Below are 15,521 nucleotides of genomic sequence, written 5' to 3' on the forward strand. Positions count from 1 at the left end.
CTCAAGGAGGTGCTGGCCACGGGCGCCGTCGGCACGATGCAGAACAGGTCCGAGCGCGACACGTTCGCCGACATGTACGCCTCCAGGCTCGCCCGGCTCTGGGCGGTCGAGCGCGGCCTGGTTTTCGGCCGGCTGGACCACCAGGAGGAGGGCCGGCTCTACATCGGCAAGCTCGGCCTCACCGACGACGACCAGCGACGCCTGCTGATCGACTGGCGCGCCCCGGTGGCGCAGCCCTTCTACCGCGCCACCCCGGCCGCGCCCATGGGCGTCACCCGGCGCCGCCACCTGCAGACCAAGGGCCGCGCGGTGATCGGCGTCGACGACGACCTGCTCGACCTCGACGCGCTCACCGACGACGACCGTGCCACGCTCAACGGCGAGGCCGCGCTGCTGGCCGCGCTCGACGAGCGGCGCACCGGCCGCATGCGCGACATCGTCGCGACCATCCAGGCCGAGCAGGACCGGGTCATCCGCGGCGACCTCGGCGGCGTCCTCGTCGTCCAGGGCGGCCCCGGCACCGGCAAGACCGTCGTGGCCCTGCACCGGGCCGCCTACCTGCTCTACACCCACCGCGAGCGGCTGGAGCGCCGCGGCGTGCTCATCCTCGGCCCCAACCTGACGTTCCTGCGCTACATCGAGCAGGTGCTGCCCTCGCTCGGCGAGACCGACGTGCTGCTGTCCACCGTCGGCGAGCTCTACCCCGGCGTGACCGCCACCGCCAGGGAGCGTCCCGAGGTGGCCGCGCTCAAGGGCGACCCGCGCATGGCCGAGGTCATCGCCAGGGCCGTGCGCGACCGGCAGAAGGTGCCGCGCAAGCCCGTCGAGATCGTCCTCGGCCGGATCACGCTGACCGCCGACCGGTCCATGCTGGACGCGGCCAGGAACAAGGCGGCCCGCTCGCGCCGGCCGCACAACCAGGCGCGGGCGGTGTTCGTCCGCTCGCTGCTGAACGCGCTCGCCCGGCAGCAGGCCCGCAAGATCGGCAAGGGGCTCATCGACGAGGACGAGCTGGCCGACCTGCGCGAGGAGCTGCGCACCGAGCCGGCCGTCAAGTCCGCGCTCAACCGGCTGTGGCCGTACCTGACGCCCCAGCGGCTGCTGCTCGGCCTCTACGGCTCGCCCGAGCGCCTGGGGTACGCCGCGGCGCACCTCACGCCCGCCGAGCGGGCGCTGCTGCGCCGCGAGGGCTCCAGGGCCGGTGAGTGGACAGAGTCCGACGTGCCGCTCCTCGACGAGGCCGCCGAGCTGCTCGGCGACATCGACGAGCAGGTGCTGCGCGCCACCGCCATGCAGGCCGAGGAGGAGCTGGCCGCCGCCCGCCGGGCCGAGGAGCACGAGCGTGAGGCGGAGCTCGCCTACGCCCGCGAGGTGCTGGAGCTGACCGGCCTGTCCGACGTCATGGAGGCCGAGCGGCTGGCCGAGCGCCAGCGCGGCGGCGGCCCCTACCTCACCACCGCCGAACGCGCCGCCGCCGACCGCACCTGGGCCTACGGGCACGTCATCGTGGACGAGGCGCAGGAGCTGTCGCCGATGGCGTGGCGTGCCGTGATGCGCCGCTGCCCCACCCGGTCCATGACGATCGTCGGCGACATCGCGCAGACCGGCTCGGCCGCCGGTGCGCGGTCGTGGGGCGAGGTGCTGGACCCGTACGTGGCCGGGCGCTGGCGGCAGGAGCGGCTCACCGTCAACTACCGCACGCCGGTCGAGCTGATGGCGGTGGCCGCCGGCGTCCTCGCCGCGATCGACCCGGCGCTGAAGGCGCCCACGTCGGTGCGCGAGAGCGGCGCGGAGCCGTGGGCCGCCCCGCTGGCCGCGCTGCCCGAGCTGGTCAAGGCCGAGGTGGGGGAGGGCGGCAAGGTCGCGGTGGTGGCGCCGGACGCGCTGCTCGACCGGCTCGGGGCGCGGGTCGCCGAGGTCGTGCCCGGCGCGGTCGTCGTCACGCCGGGGGCCGGCCGGGCCAGGGGGGCGGAGGCGCTGGACGCCCCCGTCGCGGTCATGGGGGTGGCGGACGCCAAGGGCCTGGAGTTCGACTCCGTCGTGGTGGCCGAGCCCGAGCTCATCGCCGCCCAGTCGCCACGGGGGCTCAGCGACCTGTATGTTGCTCTCACGCGCGCGACGCAGCGGCTCGGCGTCGTCCACGAGCGGCCGCTTCCCACGGCCCTGCGAGGGCTGCCGAGCAGGCCGGGAGCACCCTCCGATGGGCTTTGATCGGCTTTGCGGCGGTCGGCCCCGCATGTCCCACCTGCGGAAACTTGATGTTCCCGCTGATCGGGACACGGTTGACATCTGAGGTGGAGTCGGTAGTTTGCTGCGCAGTCCAGCACGGGACTTGGCCGGTTGGCCGTCTCTGACATCGCCGGATCCTGCGTCCGTGACGGAGCGTGACTTCGTCCACACAGCCAGGTGCAGGGCCGTCGGTCCGTCGAGTCGGGGCACCCCAACCGGGCGGGGGGTTGGACCCGGGACGGGTCCGGGAGCCCAGTAGACAACGGAATTCCGCGCTCGCCGCCGACGAGACGGGTCCGGTCCGAAGGGTTTCCGGGCCCTCTTCCCGCTCCCGTGCGCCGGACCTTGCGAGTGCGCCGGGTGGTCCCGTCGGCCGCGGGATCACCCTGCCGCCACCCGTTCCGCATCCTCCGATCCCCCTCGCGTGGGCGCGCGCAGGCTTGAGCGCGGCCGCGGGGCGGTAGCGTTTTCGCGAGCAAGCAGGTGTTCGACGGTGGCTGAGGAGACCCGGAGTGGTTCAGGAACGCACGAGCCCGCCGCCCCCCACGGGCCCCGACCCGGCCCCGTCGCCGCCCGCCCCCAGCGGCACCGGCCCCGTCTCCTCGTCGCCGGGCCCCGTCTCCTCGTCGTCGGCCCCGACGGGCTCCGACCCCGCCACTTTGTCATCGGGCCCGACGGGCTCTGACCTCGCCGACTTGTCCCCGGTCCCTGAGCCGGAGGGGGCCCAGGTCCCGGGCGAAGGTGAGCCGGCCGCGGCCCAGGTCCCGGGCGAAGGTGAGCCGGCCGCGGCCCAGGTCCCGGGCGAAGGGGAGTCGTCCGCGGCCCGAGTCCTGGCCGAAGGGGAGCCGGCCGCGTCCGGGACGCCGGGCGGCGGGGGTTCCGCGGCCCTCGCCGGGAATCCTGGGGAGGGGCGGCGGGGCGGGGCCGGGCGGGAGTCGCGGGGGCGGCTGGCGGGCCGGACGGCGGCGGCCGTGGCCGGCGGGCTGGCGTTGTTCGCCGCGTTCCCGCCGCTCGGCTGGTGGCCGCTCGCGCCCCTCGGCCTCGCGCTCGTCGCCGGCTCCCTGTACGGCACCCGCCCGAGGCGCGCGGCCTGGATCGGGGCGCTCGCCGCCGCGGTGTTCCTGTTCCCGGCCCTCGCCTGGGTCAGGACCATCGGCGACGACGTCTGGGTGATGCTGGTCGCCACCGAGACCGTCTTCTACGCCGTCATGTCCGCCCTGGCCGCGCCGGTGTTCCGGCTGCGCGCCTGGCCCCTGTGGTTCGGCGGGCTGTGGGTGGCGATGGAGTGGGCGCGCGGCCTGGTGCCGATCGGCGGCTTCCCGTGGGCGCGGGTGGCCTTCAGCCAGGGCGAGTCGCTCTTCACCCGGTACGCCGCGCTCGGCGGCGCGCCCCTGGTGTCGTTCGCGGTGGCCCTGTGCGGCGCCCTGCTGGCCCACGCCGTCCTGGTCCGGCCTCCTGCGGCCCGGCCGTGGCTGCGGGCGGCTCCGGCGTTCCTGGCGCTGGCGGTGCCCCTGCTGACCCTGGCCGTGCCGCGCCCCGGCGACGAGGGCCGCTCGGTCAACGTCGGGATCGTGCAGGGCAACGTCCCCGGCCGCGGCATGTACGTCCTGGGCGACGAGCCCGCCGTCGTGCTGCGCAACCACGCCGGGGAGACCAAGCGCCTGGCCCAGGCCGTCCGCGACGGCAAGCTGCCGAGGCCCGACATCGTCGTCCTGCCGGAGAACTCCACCGACATCGACCCCTACCGCGACGAGACCGCCCGTCAGATCATCCAGGACTCGGTGGCCGACGTCGGGGTGCCCACGCTCGTCGGGGCCGTCGTGGCCATCGGCGACGACAGCCGCGCCACCCGCAGCCTCACCTGGGACCCGGTCACCGGCCCCGGCGCCTACTACGACAAGCAGAACCTGGTGCCGTTCGGCGAGTACACCCCGTTCAAGGACCTCGTACTGGCCCTGTGGGAGCGGGCGAGCCTGGTGGGCCGCCAGTCGGTGCCCGGCGACCGGCCCGGCGACCTCAGGCTCGGCCCGGTCACCATCGGCGCGGTCAACTGCTACGAGGTGGCCTACGACGCGACCGTGCGCGGCACGGTCCGGGCCGGCGGCACGCCGATCGTCGTGCAGACGAACAACGCCAGCTACGCCCTGTCCAACCTGCCGCCGCAGCAGCTCGCCATGTCGCAGCTGCGCGCGGTCGAGCACAACCGGGCTGTCGTGACCGCCGCCACCACGGGGATCTCCGCGTTCGTCACACCGGAGGGTAAGGTCTCCTGGCAGACGCGCGAACTGGTCGCGGACATGAACGTGGTGACGGTGCCCGTACGCGCCGGGGAGACGCTCGCCACCAAGGTGGGCGCCTGGCCGGAATGGGCATTGATGGTGATGGGAGTCGCGGCGGCCGGGGCCGCCGCATGGCGGGGCAGGCGGCGAGTCGATGGGTGAGGGACGACCGGACATGGAGACGCTCGGCAGGGTGCTCGTCGTCGTCCCGACCTACAACGAGCGCGACAATCTGCCCTCCATCGTCGAGCGTGTCCGTTCGGCCGTGCCGCGGGCCCACGTGCTCGTGGCCGACGACGACAGCCCCGACGGCACCGGCGAGGTCGCCGACGGGCTGGCCGCGGGCGACGAGCAGGTGCACGTCCTGCACCGGCCCGGCAAGCAGGGCCTCGGCGCGGCCTACATCGCGGGGTTCCGCTGGGGCCTGGAGCGGGGCTTCGACGTGCTGGTGGAGATGGACGCCGACGGTTCGCACCAGCCCGAGGAGCTGCCGAGGCTGCTGGCGGCGCTGGACGGGGGCGCGGACCTGGCGATCGGGTCCCGCTACGTCCGCGGAGGGCGGATCGTCAACTGGCCGCGGCGGCGGGAGCTGCTGTCCAAGGGCGCCAACGTCTACACCCGCGTCATGCTGGGCCTGCCGGTGCGCGACGCGACCGCCGGTTTCCGCGCCTACCGCGCGGCCACCCTGGAGAAGGTGGGGCTGTCGGGCGTCGAGTCGCAGGGCTACTGCTTCCAGGTCGACCTCACGCTGCGTACCGCCCGCCATGGGCTGCGGGTGGTGGAGGTGCCGATCACGTTCGTGGAGCGCACGGTCGGCAAGAGCAAGATGAGCGGGAAGATCATGTCCGAGGCGCTGTGGCGCATCGGCCTGTGGGGCGTGACCGGCCTGCCGGGGCGGCTGCGCCGCAGGGGCGGGCGCGGCTAGGAACCTGTCCTGGCCAGGAACGTCCTGGGCCCGCCGGGCGTTGTCATTGACGTACGCGGTCCTGGCGTGCGCGTGCGGAATCGGAGAGACGAACGATGCGGCTGCTGCTCTTCCTGAGCTTCCTGATCGTGCCCGTGCTGGAGATCTGGCTGCTCTTCCAGGTCGGGTCCGCGATCGGCGGGCCCGCGACCGTGGCCCTGCTCGTCGCCGGCGGCCTGCTCGGCGCGTGGATCATCCGCCGCGAGGGGCGGCGGGCCTGGCGGGCGCTGCAGGAGTCGCTGCGGTCGGGCCGGATGCCGGAGCGCGAGCTGGCCGACAGCGGTCTCGTGCTGATGGGCGGCGCGCTGCTGGTGGCGCCGGGCTTCGTCACCGACGTCGTCGGCCTCGCCTTCGTGCTGCCGGTGACGCGGCCGCTGATGCGCCGGCTCGGGGTGTGGTTCTTCGAGCGGCGGATCAAGCGCCTGGCCGCCGCGTCCCCGTACGCCGGTCTCTTCCCGACGGCGCCGGGCGGCGAGGCGCCGCACGGCGGCCGCGTGGTCACCGGAGAGGTGATCAGGGAGGAACGCGGCGACCAGGAGGAGCCGCGAGGCGCGCTGGGACGCCCGCCGAGGGCCTGAACGCACGAAGGAACCCCCGGGCCGGAAGGGCCCGGGGGTTTCACCGTGAGAGGATGTCAGGCGCTCTTGCGGCGCTGGGCCCTCAGGACCGCCAGCCGCTCGTTGAGCACCTCCTCAAGGTCCTCGATGGACCGCCGTTCCAGGAGCATGTCCCAGTGCGTCCTCGGGGGCTTGGTCTTCTTCGACTCCGGTTGCTCGCCGTCCACCCGGAGCGCCGTCGCGCCGCACATGCGGCACTCCCACGTCGCGGGGATCTCGGCCTCGGCGGCAAGCGGAACCTCGAAGCGATGGCCCTTCGGACAGGTATAGGACACCTCCTGGCGCGGGGCCAGATCCGTGTTACGGTCGTTCTCGTAGCTGGTTGCCCCGAGCCGGGTGCCACGAAGCGCGCGCTCGCCCATGTCTCAATGCCTCCTACAGGGCCCCCATGCGTGGGGGGTGTCTCCCACGGTGTCTAACGCTTGGTACCGTGATGGGATTCCCACCCTCGGGGAGATCCAATCGCGCTGAGGGGCTCGGGTTCTTCACGCGGTCGCCGGGCGGGTGGTGCGCCGCCCGATGACGGCCAGCGCCAGCGCCGGCCACAAGGCGCCGGCCAGGATGAGCGCGCCGTGCGCGATCCGCAGCGCGTACGGCCCGAAGAACTGCGGAACGAACAGCGCGAACCCGAGCGCCAGCGGGACCCCGCTCCACCGGGGCAGCGCGGCCGAGCGCCACACCGCCACCGCCGCCATCGCGGTGCCCACGCCGAGCAGCACCAGCCCCGTGGCGAACATGGTCACCGCCACCGGCCCGTAGCGGAACTCCTCGGCCAGCTCCATCAGCGCGGGCGTCCCGTCGCGCAGGGAGCGCTGGGCGATCACGTTGAGCCCGAAGTCCTCGGCCCCGTAGTACGGCAGCGTCAGGCCCGCGCCGAGCCACGTCACCACCGCCGCGCGCAGCGACAGCCGGTCGCCGAGGACCTGGTGCAGGCCGAGCAGCGCGAGGGCGAGCAGGACGAAGCCGGCCATCGCCGCCGCGTGCCCGGCGACCCAGCCGGCGGAGGCCATCGCGGCGGCGTCGTCCGTGGAGGGGCGCAGCAGCGGATAGAGCAGGAACAGCACGCCGGTCCCTGCGAAGGCGGCGGAGGTGAGACGGACGGGCATGCGGCGCTCCTTGATTGATGCAACGCTCTCTGACGAGAGCAATGCTCTCGCAGAGCGGCGGCATACGTCAAGAGCACTGCTCTCGGTTGTGGGCGCCGCATCAGGGGTCGCAGGGATGTGGAACGAATCCGGCGTTGGCGAGGTTCCATCTGGTCATGGAGTCCTCTGCCCCACCTTTGCCGTACGCGGCTCGCTTGCCATCATTGATGCCGCATGCCTCGCCGAGGCCGGTAGCCGGGCAGCCGGGAGACATACTTGGTCTTGCTGGAGCCGGCCAAGCGCCACCTCCAGAATCGCGTAATTCCGGAGGCCGTGACGTACACTGAAAGTACCGAGGTCTTTCCGAGCGTTGGCATTCAGGTCTGCGTCGCCCCCGGCGAACCACCACCGGCCCTCTTCACAGGGCCCGGACAGGTCAGGCAGATCATGACACCCACGCTTCACCCTTACCCCGCGCCGCTCAGCGCCGCCTCCTCCGCAGTTCCTCAGGTCGATTCCGCGCTACGCCTCAGTCTCCGGCCGGTGCCGAATCGGCGAGCGGTGGTGGACGGGGCCTGGTGGCCCTCCTCGCGCGACGCGGCCGCAGAACTGCCCGGCCTCATCGCCGCCGTCGACCGGCTGCTGGATCGCATCACGCTCCGCATCGGCGTCCATGGCGATGCGTGGCAGAACATCCCGCGCCGCATCCAGGCGCGCGGACGCCAGGTCCGCATCGGCTGGTTCCGCCACACCGACCCGCGCGTGATCACGCTCAGCTTCGCCGCCGGCGAGCCGGTCGTCCTGCTGATCATCCCTTCGCACGCAGCCGCCGCTGTCGCCCAGGCCACGCTCAAGCTCACCGCCCAGGACACCGCCGGCTTGAGCATCGACGCCATCCTCACCCTCGCGCACCTGCCGGCCGGCCCCGCTCCGCGTGCCACGGCCGACGGCTCGGCCCGCTGGGAGGACGAGGGCGGGCCGGTCATCGGGTAGCCGGCGCAGTCCGTCACGGGACGGCCGACAACGTCGCGATGACCCCGTGTGCCGCCTGCCGGCTGGATCGAGCGGTCCTGGCACCGCCCGTACCGGCGGCGGGCCGATCTCCGGCCGGCAGGCATCTCATCCATTTCCAGCTTCTCCCGTGAGGAGACCTTCCATGACCGTCATCGACATCGCCCCGCTCGCAGGGTTGAGCGCCTCGGCGCCGACCCTGGTGCATCTGTCGGGGGACATCGACATCTTCACCACAGCCCGGCTGCGCAAGCGGCTGATCACCGCCCTCGACCACAGCACCGACCTGCTCGTCCTGGATCTGTCCCGGGTCACCTTCTGCGGGGCCGGCGGGATCGGCGTCCTGGTCGGCGTGCAAGGCCGTGCCCGGGCGCGGGGCGTCATGCTGGCCCTGACCGGCGTTCCGCCGCGCATGGCCCGGCTGCTGCGCATCACCGGCCTGGACCACCGCTTCCCGGTCATGGCGTGACCGGCACGCTGAGCGTCACCCGCACCGCCGCCGAGGGGGTATGACGGCAATGCGCCGTCCCCCCGCACGGCTGAGCCCGCGCGGGCCGGCATCGTCCCGGCGACGTTGACCGCGGCGATCGTCATCGCGCCGTTCATCGCGCTGGGCACCGGCATCTGGCGGGCGTGGGGAAGCGGGATCACTCTCACCGACCTGCTGCTGGCCGCCGTCTTCTACGTGGTGACCGGGCTGGGAGTGACGGTCGGCTTCCACCGGCTGCTGACCCACCGCTCCTTCACCGCCCGCCCGTGGCTGCGTGTCGTCCTGGCCGTGGCCGGGTCTCCAGCGCGGGCACGCCCTTGACCGCGATCGGCCCGTAGGTGATGTTCGACGCTTGAGCCGTCAGTCCCGGTCTCGCTGTGAAACCGAATGGAATCGGGCGTCAACCACGTCGGAAGACCCCGACGGCAGGGGTTTGCTGGGCGTCGGCGGCCGCCGGTCAGATGCGGGCCGGCACCTCGTTCCCGGCGGCGCGGATCGCCTTGGGCAGGTTCGTCAGCGCCAGCAGCACGAAGCCGACCACGAAGAAGATCACCATCGACACGATGGCGATGCGGTAGCTGTTGGTGAGCTGCAGCGCGACGGTGACCGTCAGCGAGCCGATGAACGCCGACCCCTTGTCGCTGATCTGCAGCAGGCTGAAGTACTCGGCCTCCCGCCCCTTCGGGATGACCTGCGAGAACAGCGAGCGCGACAGCGCCTGCGTGCCGCCCAGCACGATCGCGATCGCGAACGCCATCAGGTAGAACTGCACCGCCTCGCCCTCGCGGACGAACACCGCCATCGCCACGATCGCCGTCCACAGCACCAGGCTCGCCAGCACCGTCCGCTTGGTGCCGAACCGCCGCGCCAGCCCTCCCAGCGCCAGCGCCCCGAAGAACGCCACGAACTGCACCATCAGGATCGCGGTGATCTGTACGGTCTTATCCAGCTTCAGGGCCTCGGAGGCGAAGGCCGCGCTGTTGCCGATCACCGTCTGCACCCCGTCGTTGTAGACCAGGTACGCCACCAGGAACAGCAGCGTCAGCGGATAGCGGCGCAGCTCGGACAGCGTGCGGCCGAGCTGGCGGAAGCTGCCGCCGACCGAGCGCAGCGCCGTCGTCTCGTGCGCGGGCACCGGCCGGTTGCGCAGCCGCAGCAGCGGCACCACGGTGAACGTCGCCCACCACAGCCCGGCCGACATCATGCAGATCCGCACCGCCTCGCCCTCGCCCAGCCCCAGGCTCTCGTGCTGCAGGTACAGCACCAGGTTGAGCGCCAGCAGCAGCCCGCCGCCCAGATAGCCGATGGCCCACCCGCGCGAGGAGACCCCGTCGCGCTCCTCCGGCGTGGAGATCTGCGGCAGGAACGAGTCGTAGACCACGATCGAGCAGCCGTAGGCCAGGTTGGCCAGCACGAACAGCACGCCGCCGAGCATGTAGCGGTCGCCCTCGACGAAGAACAGGCCCATCGCGGCCAGCGCGCCGACGTAGGCGAACCCGCCGAGCAGCTCCCGCTTGCGGCCGGTGTGGTCGGCCAGCGCGCCCGCGATCGGCAGCAGCACGATCTGCAGGAACACCGCGACCGTCGTGATCAGGCCGAAGAAGGCGGCCGGCCGGATGTCGGCGCCGAGGACGTCCACGTAGCCGAGGCCGGGGTTGGCGGCGATCAGCTCGTCGAAGCCGGCCGAGCACTGCTCGGCCGGCACGCCGGGGAAGTCGCGGGCGCAGGCGGCGGTCCGCGCCACCGGGATCAGGTAGGGGCCGAGGAAGACCGAGATGACGGTCGTGTAGAAGGCGGAGTTGGCCCAGTCGTAGAAGTACCAGCCGCGCTGCTCGCGCCGGCGCGCTGCGGGGGATTCGTCCAGAGCCGCGGGGGGTGCGGGTACGGGCATGATGTCGTGTCGCTCCTAGAGGCCAGACCGCTGGCCGGGTTCGTGATCGGGCGGGGCCGGGGGAGCGGCTAGGCCGCCAGGCTGCCCGGATGCCACTGGCCGCGCCGCGTGAGCACCTCGCGCAGGCCGGTGACGTTGTCGGTCATGAGGCCGTCCACGCCGAGGTCGAGCAGGTGCTCCATGCGGGCGGGGTCGTTGATGGTCCACACGTGCACCTGCATGCCGATGGCGTGCGCGGTGCGGATCAGGCGGCCGGTGGTGACGCGCAGCCCGCGGAAGCCCACGGGCACCTGGGCGCAGGGGATGCCCGCGCGCGACAGGCGGGCGAGCAGCCGGCCGTAGCCGGAGGTGGTGGCGGCGGCGCGCAGGGCGGCCACGCCGCGCGGCCCGAGCGAGGAGCACACGTCGCGGCCCATCGCCGCCTTGGCCAGGACCAGCCGCTCGTCGGAGAAGGAGGTCAGGCAGACACGGTCGTAGGAGTTGGTGCGCCGGATCGCCTCGGCCAGCGGGGCGATCGCGGCCGCCTCCTTGACGTCGATGTTGAACCGGGCCTCCGGCCAGGTGCCGAGGAGGTCCTCCATCAGGGGGATCTCGTGGACGCCGGCGATGCGCGCCCGCCGGACCGCCCGGTAGGGCAGCTCGGAGATGCGCCCCCGCTGGTCGGTGACCCGGTCGAGCGTGTGGTCGTGGAAGGCCAGCAGCACGCCGTCGGCCGTCGCGTGGGCGTCGGTCTCCAGGTAGGTGTAGCCGAGGCCGACCGCTCGCTCGAAGGCGGCCGCGGAGTTCTCGGCGCCCTCCGCCGCGCCGCCGCGATGCGCGAAGGCGAGCGGGCCTGGATGGTCGAGGAAGGGGTATCGACGGCTCAGCACGTCCAGAAGTATGCCCTTTCGGGGTGAACGCTGAGGTTACGAATCGGCGAGATTCTGCCACTCCTGGCGGCGGGCCTCGGCCAGCGCGATGGCGGCGGCCACCGCCACGTTGAACGACCCCACCCGCCCCACCTGAGGGATGTAGCAGGCGCCGTCGACGGCGTCGAGCAGGGCGGGGGAGCAGCCGTGGTCCTCGCTGCCGACCACCAGGCACACGTCGCGGGCGAGGTCCGCCCGGTGCAGCGGCGCCGCCTCGGCGGTCAGCTCGATGGCCAGCACGGTGTAGCCCGCCTCCCTGGCGGCCTTGACCGCCTCGGTGGCGGGCACCGGCTCGTGCCAGGTGACCAGGCGCTCGGTGCCGAGCGCGGTCTTGCCCGCCTTGGGGTTGGTCGGCGGGGTGGCGTTGCCGGCCAGCCAGATCTCGTCGACGCCGAACGCCGCCGCGCTGCGGAAGATGGAGCCGACGTTGAACGGGCCGGTGACCGACTCCAGGATCATCCCCAGCCGGTTGCCGGTGTTCCTGCGCCAGGTGCGGTTGAGCCGCTTGACGTCGGTGGGGCGCAGCTGCCTTCTCATCGGGTCACCTTCAGGATGCGGTAGGCGGCCCGGCTCGCCTCGCGGGAGGCGTGCCAGCCCTGCTCGCCGAGCCAGCGCTGCAGGGAGTCCGAGCCGAGGTGTTTCTGGACGACCAGGTAGGCCACGCCGTCGGGCGTCAGCCGGTTCAGCCACCTGGTGAGCATGTCGTGCAGGGCCTGCTTGCCGATGCGGATGGCGGGGTTGGACCAGATCGCCCGGAAGCGGACGTCGTCCGGCACCTCGTCCACATGCACCGACCTTACTTTGTCAAGGCGCGCGGCCTGGGCGTTGCGGGCGGTCAGCTCCACACTGCGCCGGTTGACGTCGATCGCCCACACGGTGGCCCGGGGCGCGCGGGAGGCCATGGTCAGCGCGATCGGCCCGTAGCCGCAGCCCAGGTCGAGCAGGTCGCCCTCCTGTGGCGGCGGCGGGACGCTCTCCAGCAGCACCCGCGTGCCCACGTCGACCCGCTCCGGGGAGAACACCCCGCTGTCGGTCTCCAGCCGCAGGTGCAGGTCGGGCAGGACGAGGTCGACCGCGCCGGGCCGGCTGGCGACGCCCGGCCGCTCGGAGAAGTAGTGGGCCACGTGGTCAAACGTTACGGGATGCGGGTGCCGAACATGACCGCCGCTCCCGCCACCAGCAGCCCGGCCAGGATCGCGGCCACGATGAACCACTGGGTGATCTCCTGGTTGACCAGCTTGTAGCCGAGCGAGGTGCCGATCTGCTCGTAGACCTCGCGCAGCTCGGCGCCGGACTCGGCGGTGTAGGCGCGGCCGGAGGTGCCGTCGGACAGCGACTGCAGGGTCTGCTTGTTGACCGGGACGTTGACCGGGCGGCCGTCGATGTCGACGGTGCCCTCCTGGGTGCCGTACGCGATGGTGGAGACCGGCACGTGGGCCTGCTGGGCGGCCTCGATGGCCTCGTTGACCGAGCGGCCGGAGGTGTTGTCGCCGTCGGACAGCAGGACGATGGCGGCGGGCGGCGGGTCGGTGGCGGCCTGCTGGTCGAAGGAGCGCAGCGAGTCGAGGGCGTTGAAGACGGCCTCGCCGATGGCGGTGCCCGGCCGGGTGGTGAGGGTGCCGATGGCGGTGATGACGGCCTGGTGGTCGGTGGTGGGGGAGATGACGACGTTGGCCGAGCGGGCGAAGGAGACGACGCCGACGTTGAAGCGGTCGGGCAGCTCGCGGGCGAAGTTCTGGGCGGCGGTCTTGGCGGCGGCGATGCGGTTGGGCTGGACGTCGGCGGCGTCCATGGACAGCGACACGTCGAGGGCGATCATGATGGTGGCGCGGTCGCGGGGGACGCGGACCTGGTCGGCGGGCTTGGCGGCGCCGATGACGAGGAGCGACATCATGACGAGGAAGAGGGCGGGGGCGACGTGGCGGCGCCAGCCGGGTCCCGCGGGGGCGACGAGGTCGAGCAGGGCGAGGTTGGTGAAGCGCACGGTGTAGCGGCGGCGGGCGAACATCGCCACGACGTAGCCGGCCACCAGCAGCGCCACGAGGACGAACAGCCACAGCCAGGCGGGGGCGAGGAACGTCATGTCACCTTCCCGTGGGCCTTGCGAGCCACGTGGCTCATGCGCCGCTGGCGCAGGACGAACTGCGCGACGTCGAAGACCCAGTCGCGGTCGGTGCGCAGCACGAGGTGGGCGATGCCGGCCCGGCGCAGTGCCCGGCGGGTGCCCTCGCGCTGCAGCTCCGCGGCCTCCGCGTACGCTTGGCGGACTTTGGGCGTCAGGTGCACCTCGCGTACTTTCCCGGTCTCGGGGTCGGCGAACGCGACCCGGCCGACGTCGGGCAGTTCGAGCTCGCGGGGGTCGATGACCTCGACGGCGAGGACCTGGTGGCGGGCGGCGAGCCGCCTGATGGGGCGCTCCCAGGGGCGTTCGGCGTCGGGGTCGAGCTCGGGGCGGGCGTCGAGGAAGTCGGAGACGACCAGCCGCATGCCGCGGCGCCTGCGGGTGGCGGACAGCACCTCGATGCCCTCGGCGAGGTCGGGTGGATCGGGCACGGCCTGGCCGCGCGGGGCGTCCATGAGGGAGTGCAGGAGGCCGTAGAGCGCGGGGCGGCCGGTGCGGGCGGGCATGCGGTGGATGAACTCGTCGTGGATGACGAGCGCGCCGAACCGGTCGCCGAGGCGGCTGGACAGGAACCCGATCGCGCCGACGGCGGAGACCACCAGGTCGCGCTTGTCGGTGCCGGCGGTGCCGAAGTCCATGCTGGGGGACAGGTCGGCGAGCGCCCAGGTCTCCAGCTCGCGGTCGGCGATGAGGTCGCGGACGTGGGGGACGGTGGTGCGGGCGGTGACGTTCCAGTCCATGCGGCGCACGTCGTCCTCGCCGGGGACGTAGACGCGGCTGTCGCCGGCCTCGCTGCCGGCGCCGGGCAGCAGGCCCTGGTGGGCCCCGTGGAGCAGCCCGTCGAGCCGCCTGGTGACGGTGAGCTCCAGCTTGCGCAGCGCCTGCTCGGCGGTCGAGGCGCTCAACGGCTCTGGTTCCAGACGACGAGGGGCGGGGGGACGGCGTGCAGGATCTGCTTGACGACCTGCTCGGGGTCGACGCCGTCGGCGAGGGCGTCGAAGGTGAGCATGAGGCGGTGGGCCATGACGTCCACGGCGACGTCGCGCACGTCGTCGGGCAGCAGGTAGTCACGGCCGCGCAGCAGGGCCATGGCGCGGCCGGCGGCGACGAGGCCGAGGGTGGCGCGGGGGCTGACGCCGATCTCGATGGTGTCGGCGAGGTCGGCGAGGCCGTACTCGGCGGGGGCGCGGGTGGACATGACCAGGCGGACGACGTAGTCGGCGACGAGCTGGTGGACCGAGACGTCCTCGGTGGCCCGCTGGAGGGCGAGGAGCTTGTCGGGTTCGAGCACCCGCTCGGGGACGGGCGGGGTGACGCTCATCCGCTGCAGGATCTCCAGCTCCTCGTGGGCGCTGGGGTGGGGGACGCGGACCCGGAACAGGAACCGGTCGCGCTGCACCTCGGGCAGCGGGTAGACGCCCTCGGACTCGATGGGGTTCTGGGTGGCTAGCACGATGAACGGCCTGGGCAGCGGGTGGGTGACGCCGGCCAGCGTGACCTGCCGCTCGGCCATGACCTCCAGCAGGGCGGACTGGACCTTGGCGGGGGCGCGGTTGATCTCGTCGGCGAGCAGGAAGTTGACGAACACCGGGCCGAGTTCGACGTCGAACTTCTCGTTCGACGGATGGAAGACGCGGGTGCCGATGATGTCGCTCGGCACGAGGTCGGGGGTGAACTGGATCCGGGCGAACGTGCCGCCCACGACGGTGGCGAGGGTGGAGGCGGCGAGGGTCTTGGCGACGCCCGGCACTCCTTCCAGGAGGCAGTGGCCGCGCGCGAGCAGGGCCACGATGAGTCTTTCGACCATGTGCTCCTGTCCGACGATGACCCGCCGGACCTCGTCGAGGCTCTGACGCAGCAGGGCCGCGTCGGATCCGCCTGGCAACTCTTCGGCGACGCTCATGACGCCATTCCACCAAACGCGC

At 72.9% G+C, this 15,521-nt stretch carries 17 protein-coding genes; 7 read left to right on the forward strand and 10 right to left on the reverse strand.

Annotated elements, in window-relative coordinates; genetic code table 11:
* Nucleotides 1-9 precede the first annotated feature (9 nt).
* Nucleotides 10-2,211, forward strand: a complete 2,202-nt coding sequence (locus tag Nocox_RS19085) for a HelD family protein (protein WP_020539801.1) — start codon at nt 10-12, stop codon at nt 2,209-2,211.
* Between the two features lie 535 nt (nt 2,212-2,746).
* Here Nocox_RS19085 and Nocox_RS19090 read toward each other — a convergent pair.
* Nucleotides 2,747-2,887 carry a hypothetical protein gene (locus Nocox_RS19090; protein ID WP_020539800.1) on the reverse strand — a complete coding sequence of 47 codons (141 nt, stop codon included), beginning with the start codon at nt 2,885-2,887 and terminating at the stop codon, nt 2,747-2,749.
* Between the two features lie 37 nt (nt 2,888-2,924).
* Between Nocox_RS19090 and lnt the strand changes: the two genes are divergently transcribed.
* The 3 genes from lnt to Nocox_RS19105 all read left to right on the forward strand — a co-directional run bounded on the left by lnt (nt 2,925) and on the right by Nocox_RS19105 (nt 6,050).
* Complete coding sequence (lnt, locus tag Nocox_RS19095) at nt 2,925-4,670, forward strand: apolipoprotein N-acyltransferase (protein WP_246649816.1); 1,746 nt, start codon at nt 2,925-2,927, stop codon at nt 4,668-4,670.
* On the forward strand, nt 4,663-5,433 hold the full coding sequence (locus tag Nocox_RS19100; protein ID WP_246649817.1) for a polyprenol monophosphomannose synthase: 771 nt from the start codon (nt 4,663-4,665) through the stop codon (nt 5,431-5,433). Before lnt ends, Nocox_RS19100 begins: the two co-directional genes overlap by 8 nt.
* Before the next feature lie 95 nt (nt 5,434-5,528).
* Complete coding sequence (locus Nocox_RS19105; RefSeq protein WP_020539797.1) at nt 5,529-6,050, forward strand: FxsA family protein; 522 nt, start codon at nt 5,529-5,531, stop codon at nt 6,048-6,050.
* Between the two features lie 56 nt (nt 6,051-6,106).
* On the opposite strand, the gene Nocox_RS19110 is transcribed toward Nocox_RS19105, so the two are convergent.
* Together Nocox_RS19110 and Nocox_RS19115 are read right to left on the reverse strand one after the other, a co-directional pair.
* Complete coding sequence (locus tag Nocox_RS19110) at nt 6,107-6,451, reverse strand: RNA polymerase-binding protein RbpA (protein WP_020539796.1); 345 nt, start codon at nt 6,449-6,451, stop codon at nt 6,107-6,109.
* A 123-nt stretch (nt 6,452-6,574) separates the two neighbouring features.
* Nucleotides 6,575-7,195 (reverse strand): hypothetical protein, encoded by a 621-nt coding sequence (locus tag Nocox_RS19115; protein ID WP_020539795.1) that lies wholly within the window; start codon nt 7,193-7,195, stop codon nt 6,575-6,577.
* Between the two features lie 522 nt (nt 7,196-7,717).
* Here Nocox_RS19115 and Nocox_RS19120 point away from each other — a divergent pair.
* From Nocox_RS19120 to Nocox_RS19130, 3 genes are all read left to right on the forward strand, one after another.
* Nucleotides 7,718-8,167, forward strand: a complete 450-nt coding sequence (locus Nocox_RS19120) for a DUF5994 family protein (RefSeq protein WP_157382698.1) — start codon at nt 7,718-7,720, stop codon at nt 8,165-8,167.
* Nucleotides 8,168-8,330: 163 nt separating this feature from the next.
* Entirely contained in the window at nt 8,331-8,654 is a 324-nt protein-coding gene (locus tag Nocox_RS19125; protein WP_020539793.1) for an STAS domain-containing protein, read from the forward strand.
* 105 nt (nt 8,655-8,759) lie between these two features.
* A complete protein-coding gene (locus Nocox_RS19130; protein ID WP_020539792.1) occupies nt 8,760-8,996 on the forward strand; it encodes a hypothetical protein in 237 nt (78 codons plus the stop codon).
* 136 nt (nt 8,997-9,132) lie between these two features.
* Here the strand turns inward: Nocox_RS19130 and Nocox_RS19135 are convergent, their stop codons facing one another.
* The 7 genes from Nocox_RS19135 to Nocox_RS19165 all read right to left on the reverse strand — a co-directional run bounded on the left by Nocox_RS19135 (nt 9,133) and on the right by Nocox_RS19165 (nt 15,499).
* Nucleotides 9,133-10,566: an MFS transporter gene (locus Nocox_RS19135; protein ID WP_020539791.1), complete on the reverse strand. Its 1,434-nt coding sequence runs from the start codon at nt 10,564-10,566 to the stop codon at nt 9,133-9,135.
* 68 nt (nt 10,567-10,634) lie between these two features.
* Nucleotides 10,635-11,432, reverse strand: coding sequence for a glycerophosphodiester phosphodiesterase family protein (locus Nocox_RS19140; protein WP_051112379.1), 798 nt, complete (start codon nt 11,430-11,432; stop codon nt 10,635-10,637).
* Between the two features lie 39 nt (nt 11,433-11,471).
* Nucleotides 11,472-12,011 carry a TrmH family RNA methyltransferase gene (locus tag Nocox_RS19145; RefSeq protein ID WP_020539789.1) on the reverse strand — a complete coding sequence of 180 codons (540 nt, stop codon included), beginning with the start codon at nt 12,009-12,011 and terminating at the stop codon, nt 11,472-11,474.
* The gene (locus Nocox_RS19150; protein WP_020539788.1) at nt 12,008-12,598 is read right to left on the reverse strand and encodes a class I SAM-dependent methyltransferase; all 591 of its coding nucleotides are present in this window, start codon (nt 12,596-12,598) and stop codon (nt 12,008-12,010) included. Before Nocox_RS19150 ends, Nocox_RS19145 begins: the two co-directional genes overlap by 4 nt.
* An 11-nt stretch (nt 12,599-12,609) precedes the next feature.
* On the reverse strand, nt 12,610-13,557 hold the full coding sequence (locus Nocox_RS19155; protein WP_020539787.1) for a VWA domain-containing protein: 948 nt from the start codon (nt 13,555-13,557) through the stop codon (nt 12,610-12,612).
* Entirely contained in the window at nt 13,554-14,501 is a 948-nt protein-coding gene (locus tag Nocox_RS19160; protein ID WP_020539786.1) for a DUF58 domain-containing protein, read from the reverse strand. Before Nocox_RS19160 ends, Nocox_RS19155 begins: the two co-directional genes overlap by 4 nt.
* On the reverse strand, nt 14,498-15,499 hold the full coding sequence (locus Nocox_RS19165; protein WP_020539785.1) for an AAA family ATPase: 1,002 nt from the start codon (nt 15,497-15,499) through the stop codon (nt 14,498-14,500). The genes Nocox_RS19160 and Nocox_RS19165 overlap by 4 nt, the downstream gene beginning before the upstream one ends.
* Nucleotides 15,500-15,521 lie beyond the last annotated feature (22 nt).

The sequence above is a fragment of the Nonomuraea coxensis DSM 45129 genome, from assembly GCF_019397265.1.
GTDB lineage: Bacteria > Actinomycetota > Actinomycetes > Streptosporangiales > Streptosporangiaceae > Nonomuraea > Nonomuraea coxensis.

Excerpts from the sequence above, each read along its gene's own strand:
- Nocox_RS19100 (WP_246649817.1), top strand. The coding sequence starts at position 4,663 with ATGGGTGAGGGACGACCGGACATGGAGACGCTCGGCAGGGTGCTCGTC.
- Nocox_RS19105 (WP_020539797.1), top strand. The coding sequence starts at position 5,529 with ATGCGGCTGCTGCTCTTCCTGAGCTTCCTGATCGTGCCCGTGCTGGAG.
- Nocox_RS19110 (WP_020539796.1), bottom strand. The coding sequence starts at position 6,451 with ATGGGCGAGCGCGCGCTTCGTGGCACCCGGCTCGGGGCAACCAGCTAC.
- Nocox_RS19115 (WP_020539795.1), bottom strand. The coding sequence starts at position 7,195 with ATGCCCGTCCGTCTCACCTCCGCCGCCTTCGCAGGGACCGGCGTGCTG.
- Nocox_RS19125 (WP_020539793.1), top strand. The coding sequence starts at position 8,331 with ATGACCGTCATCGACATCGCCCCGCTCGCAGGGTTGAGCGCCTCGGCG.
- Nocox_RS19135 (WP_020539791.1), bottom strand. The coding sequence starts at position 10,566 with ATGCCCGTACCCGCACCCCCCGCGGCTCTGGACGAATCCCCCGCAGCG.
- Nocox_RS19145 (WP_020539789.1), bottom strand. The coding sequence starts at position 12,011 with ATGAGAAGGCAGCTGCGCCCCACCGACGTCAAGCGGCTCAACCGCACC.
- Nocox_RS19155 (WP_020539787.1), bottom strand. The coding sequence starts at position 13,557 with ATGACGTTCCTCGCCCCCGCCTGGCTGTGGCTGTTCGTCCTCGTGGCG.
- Nocox_RS19165 (WP_020539785.1), bottom strand. The coding sequence starts at position 15,499 with ATGAGCGTCGCCGAAGAGTTGCCAGGCGGATCCGACGCGGCCCTGCTG.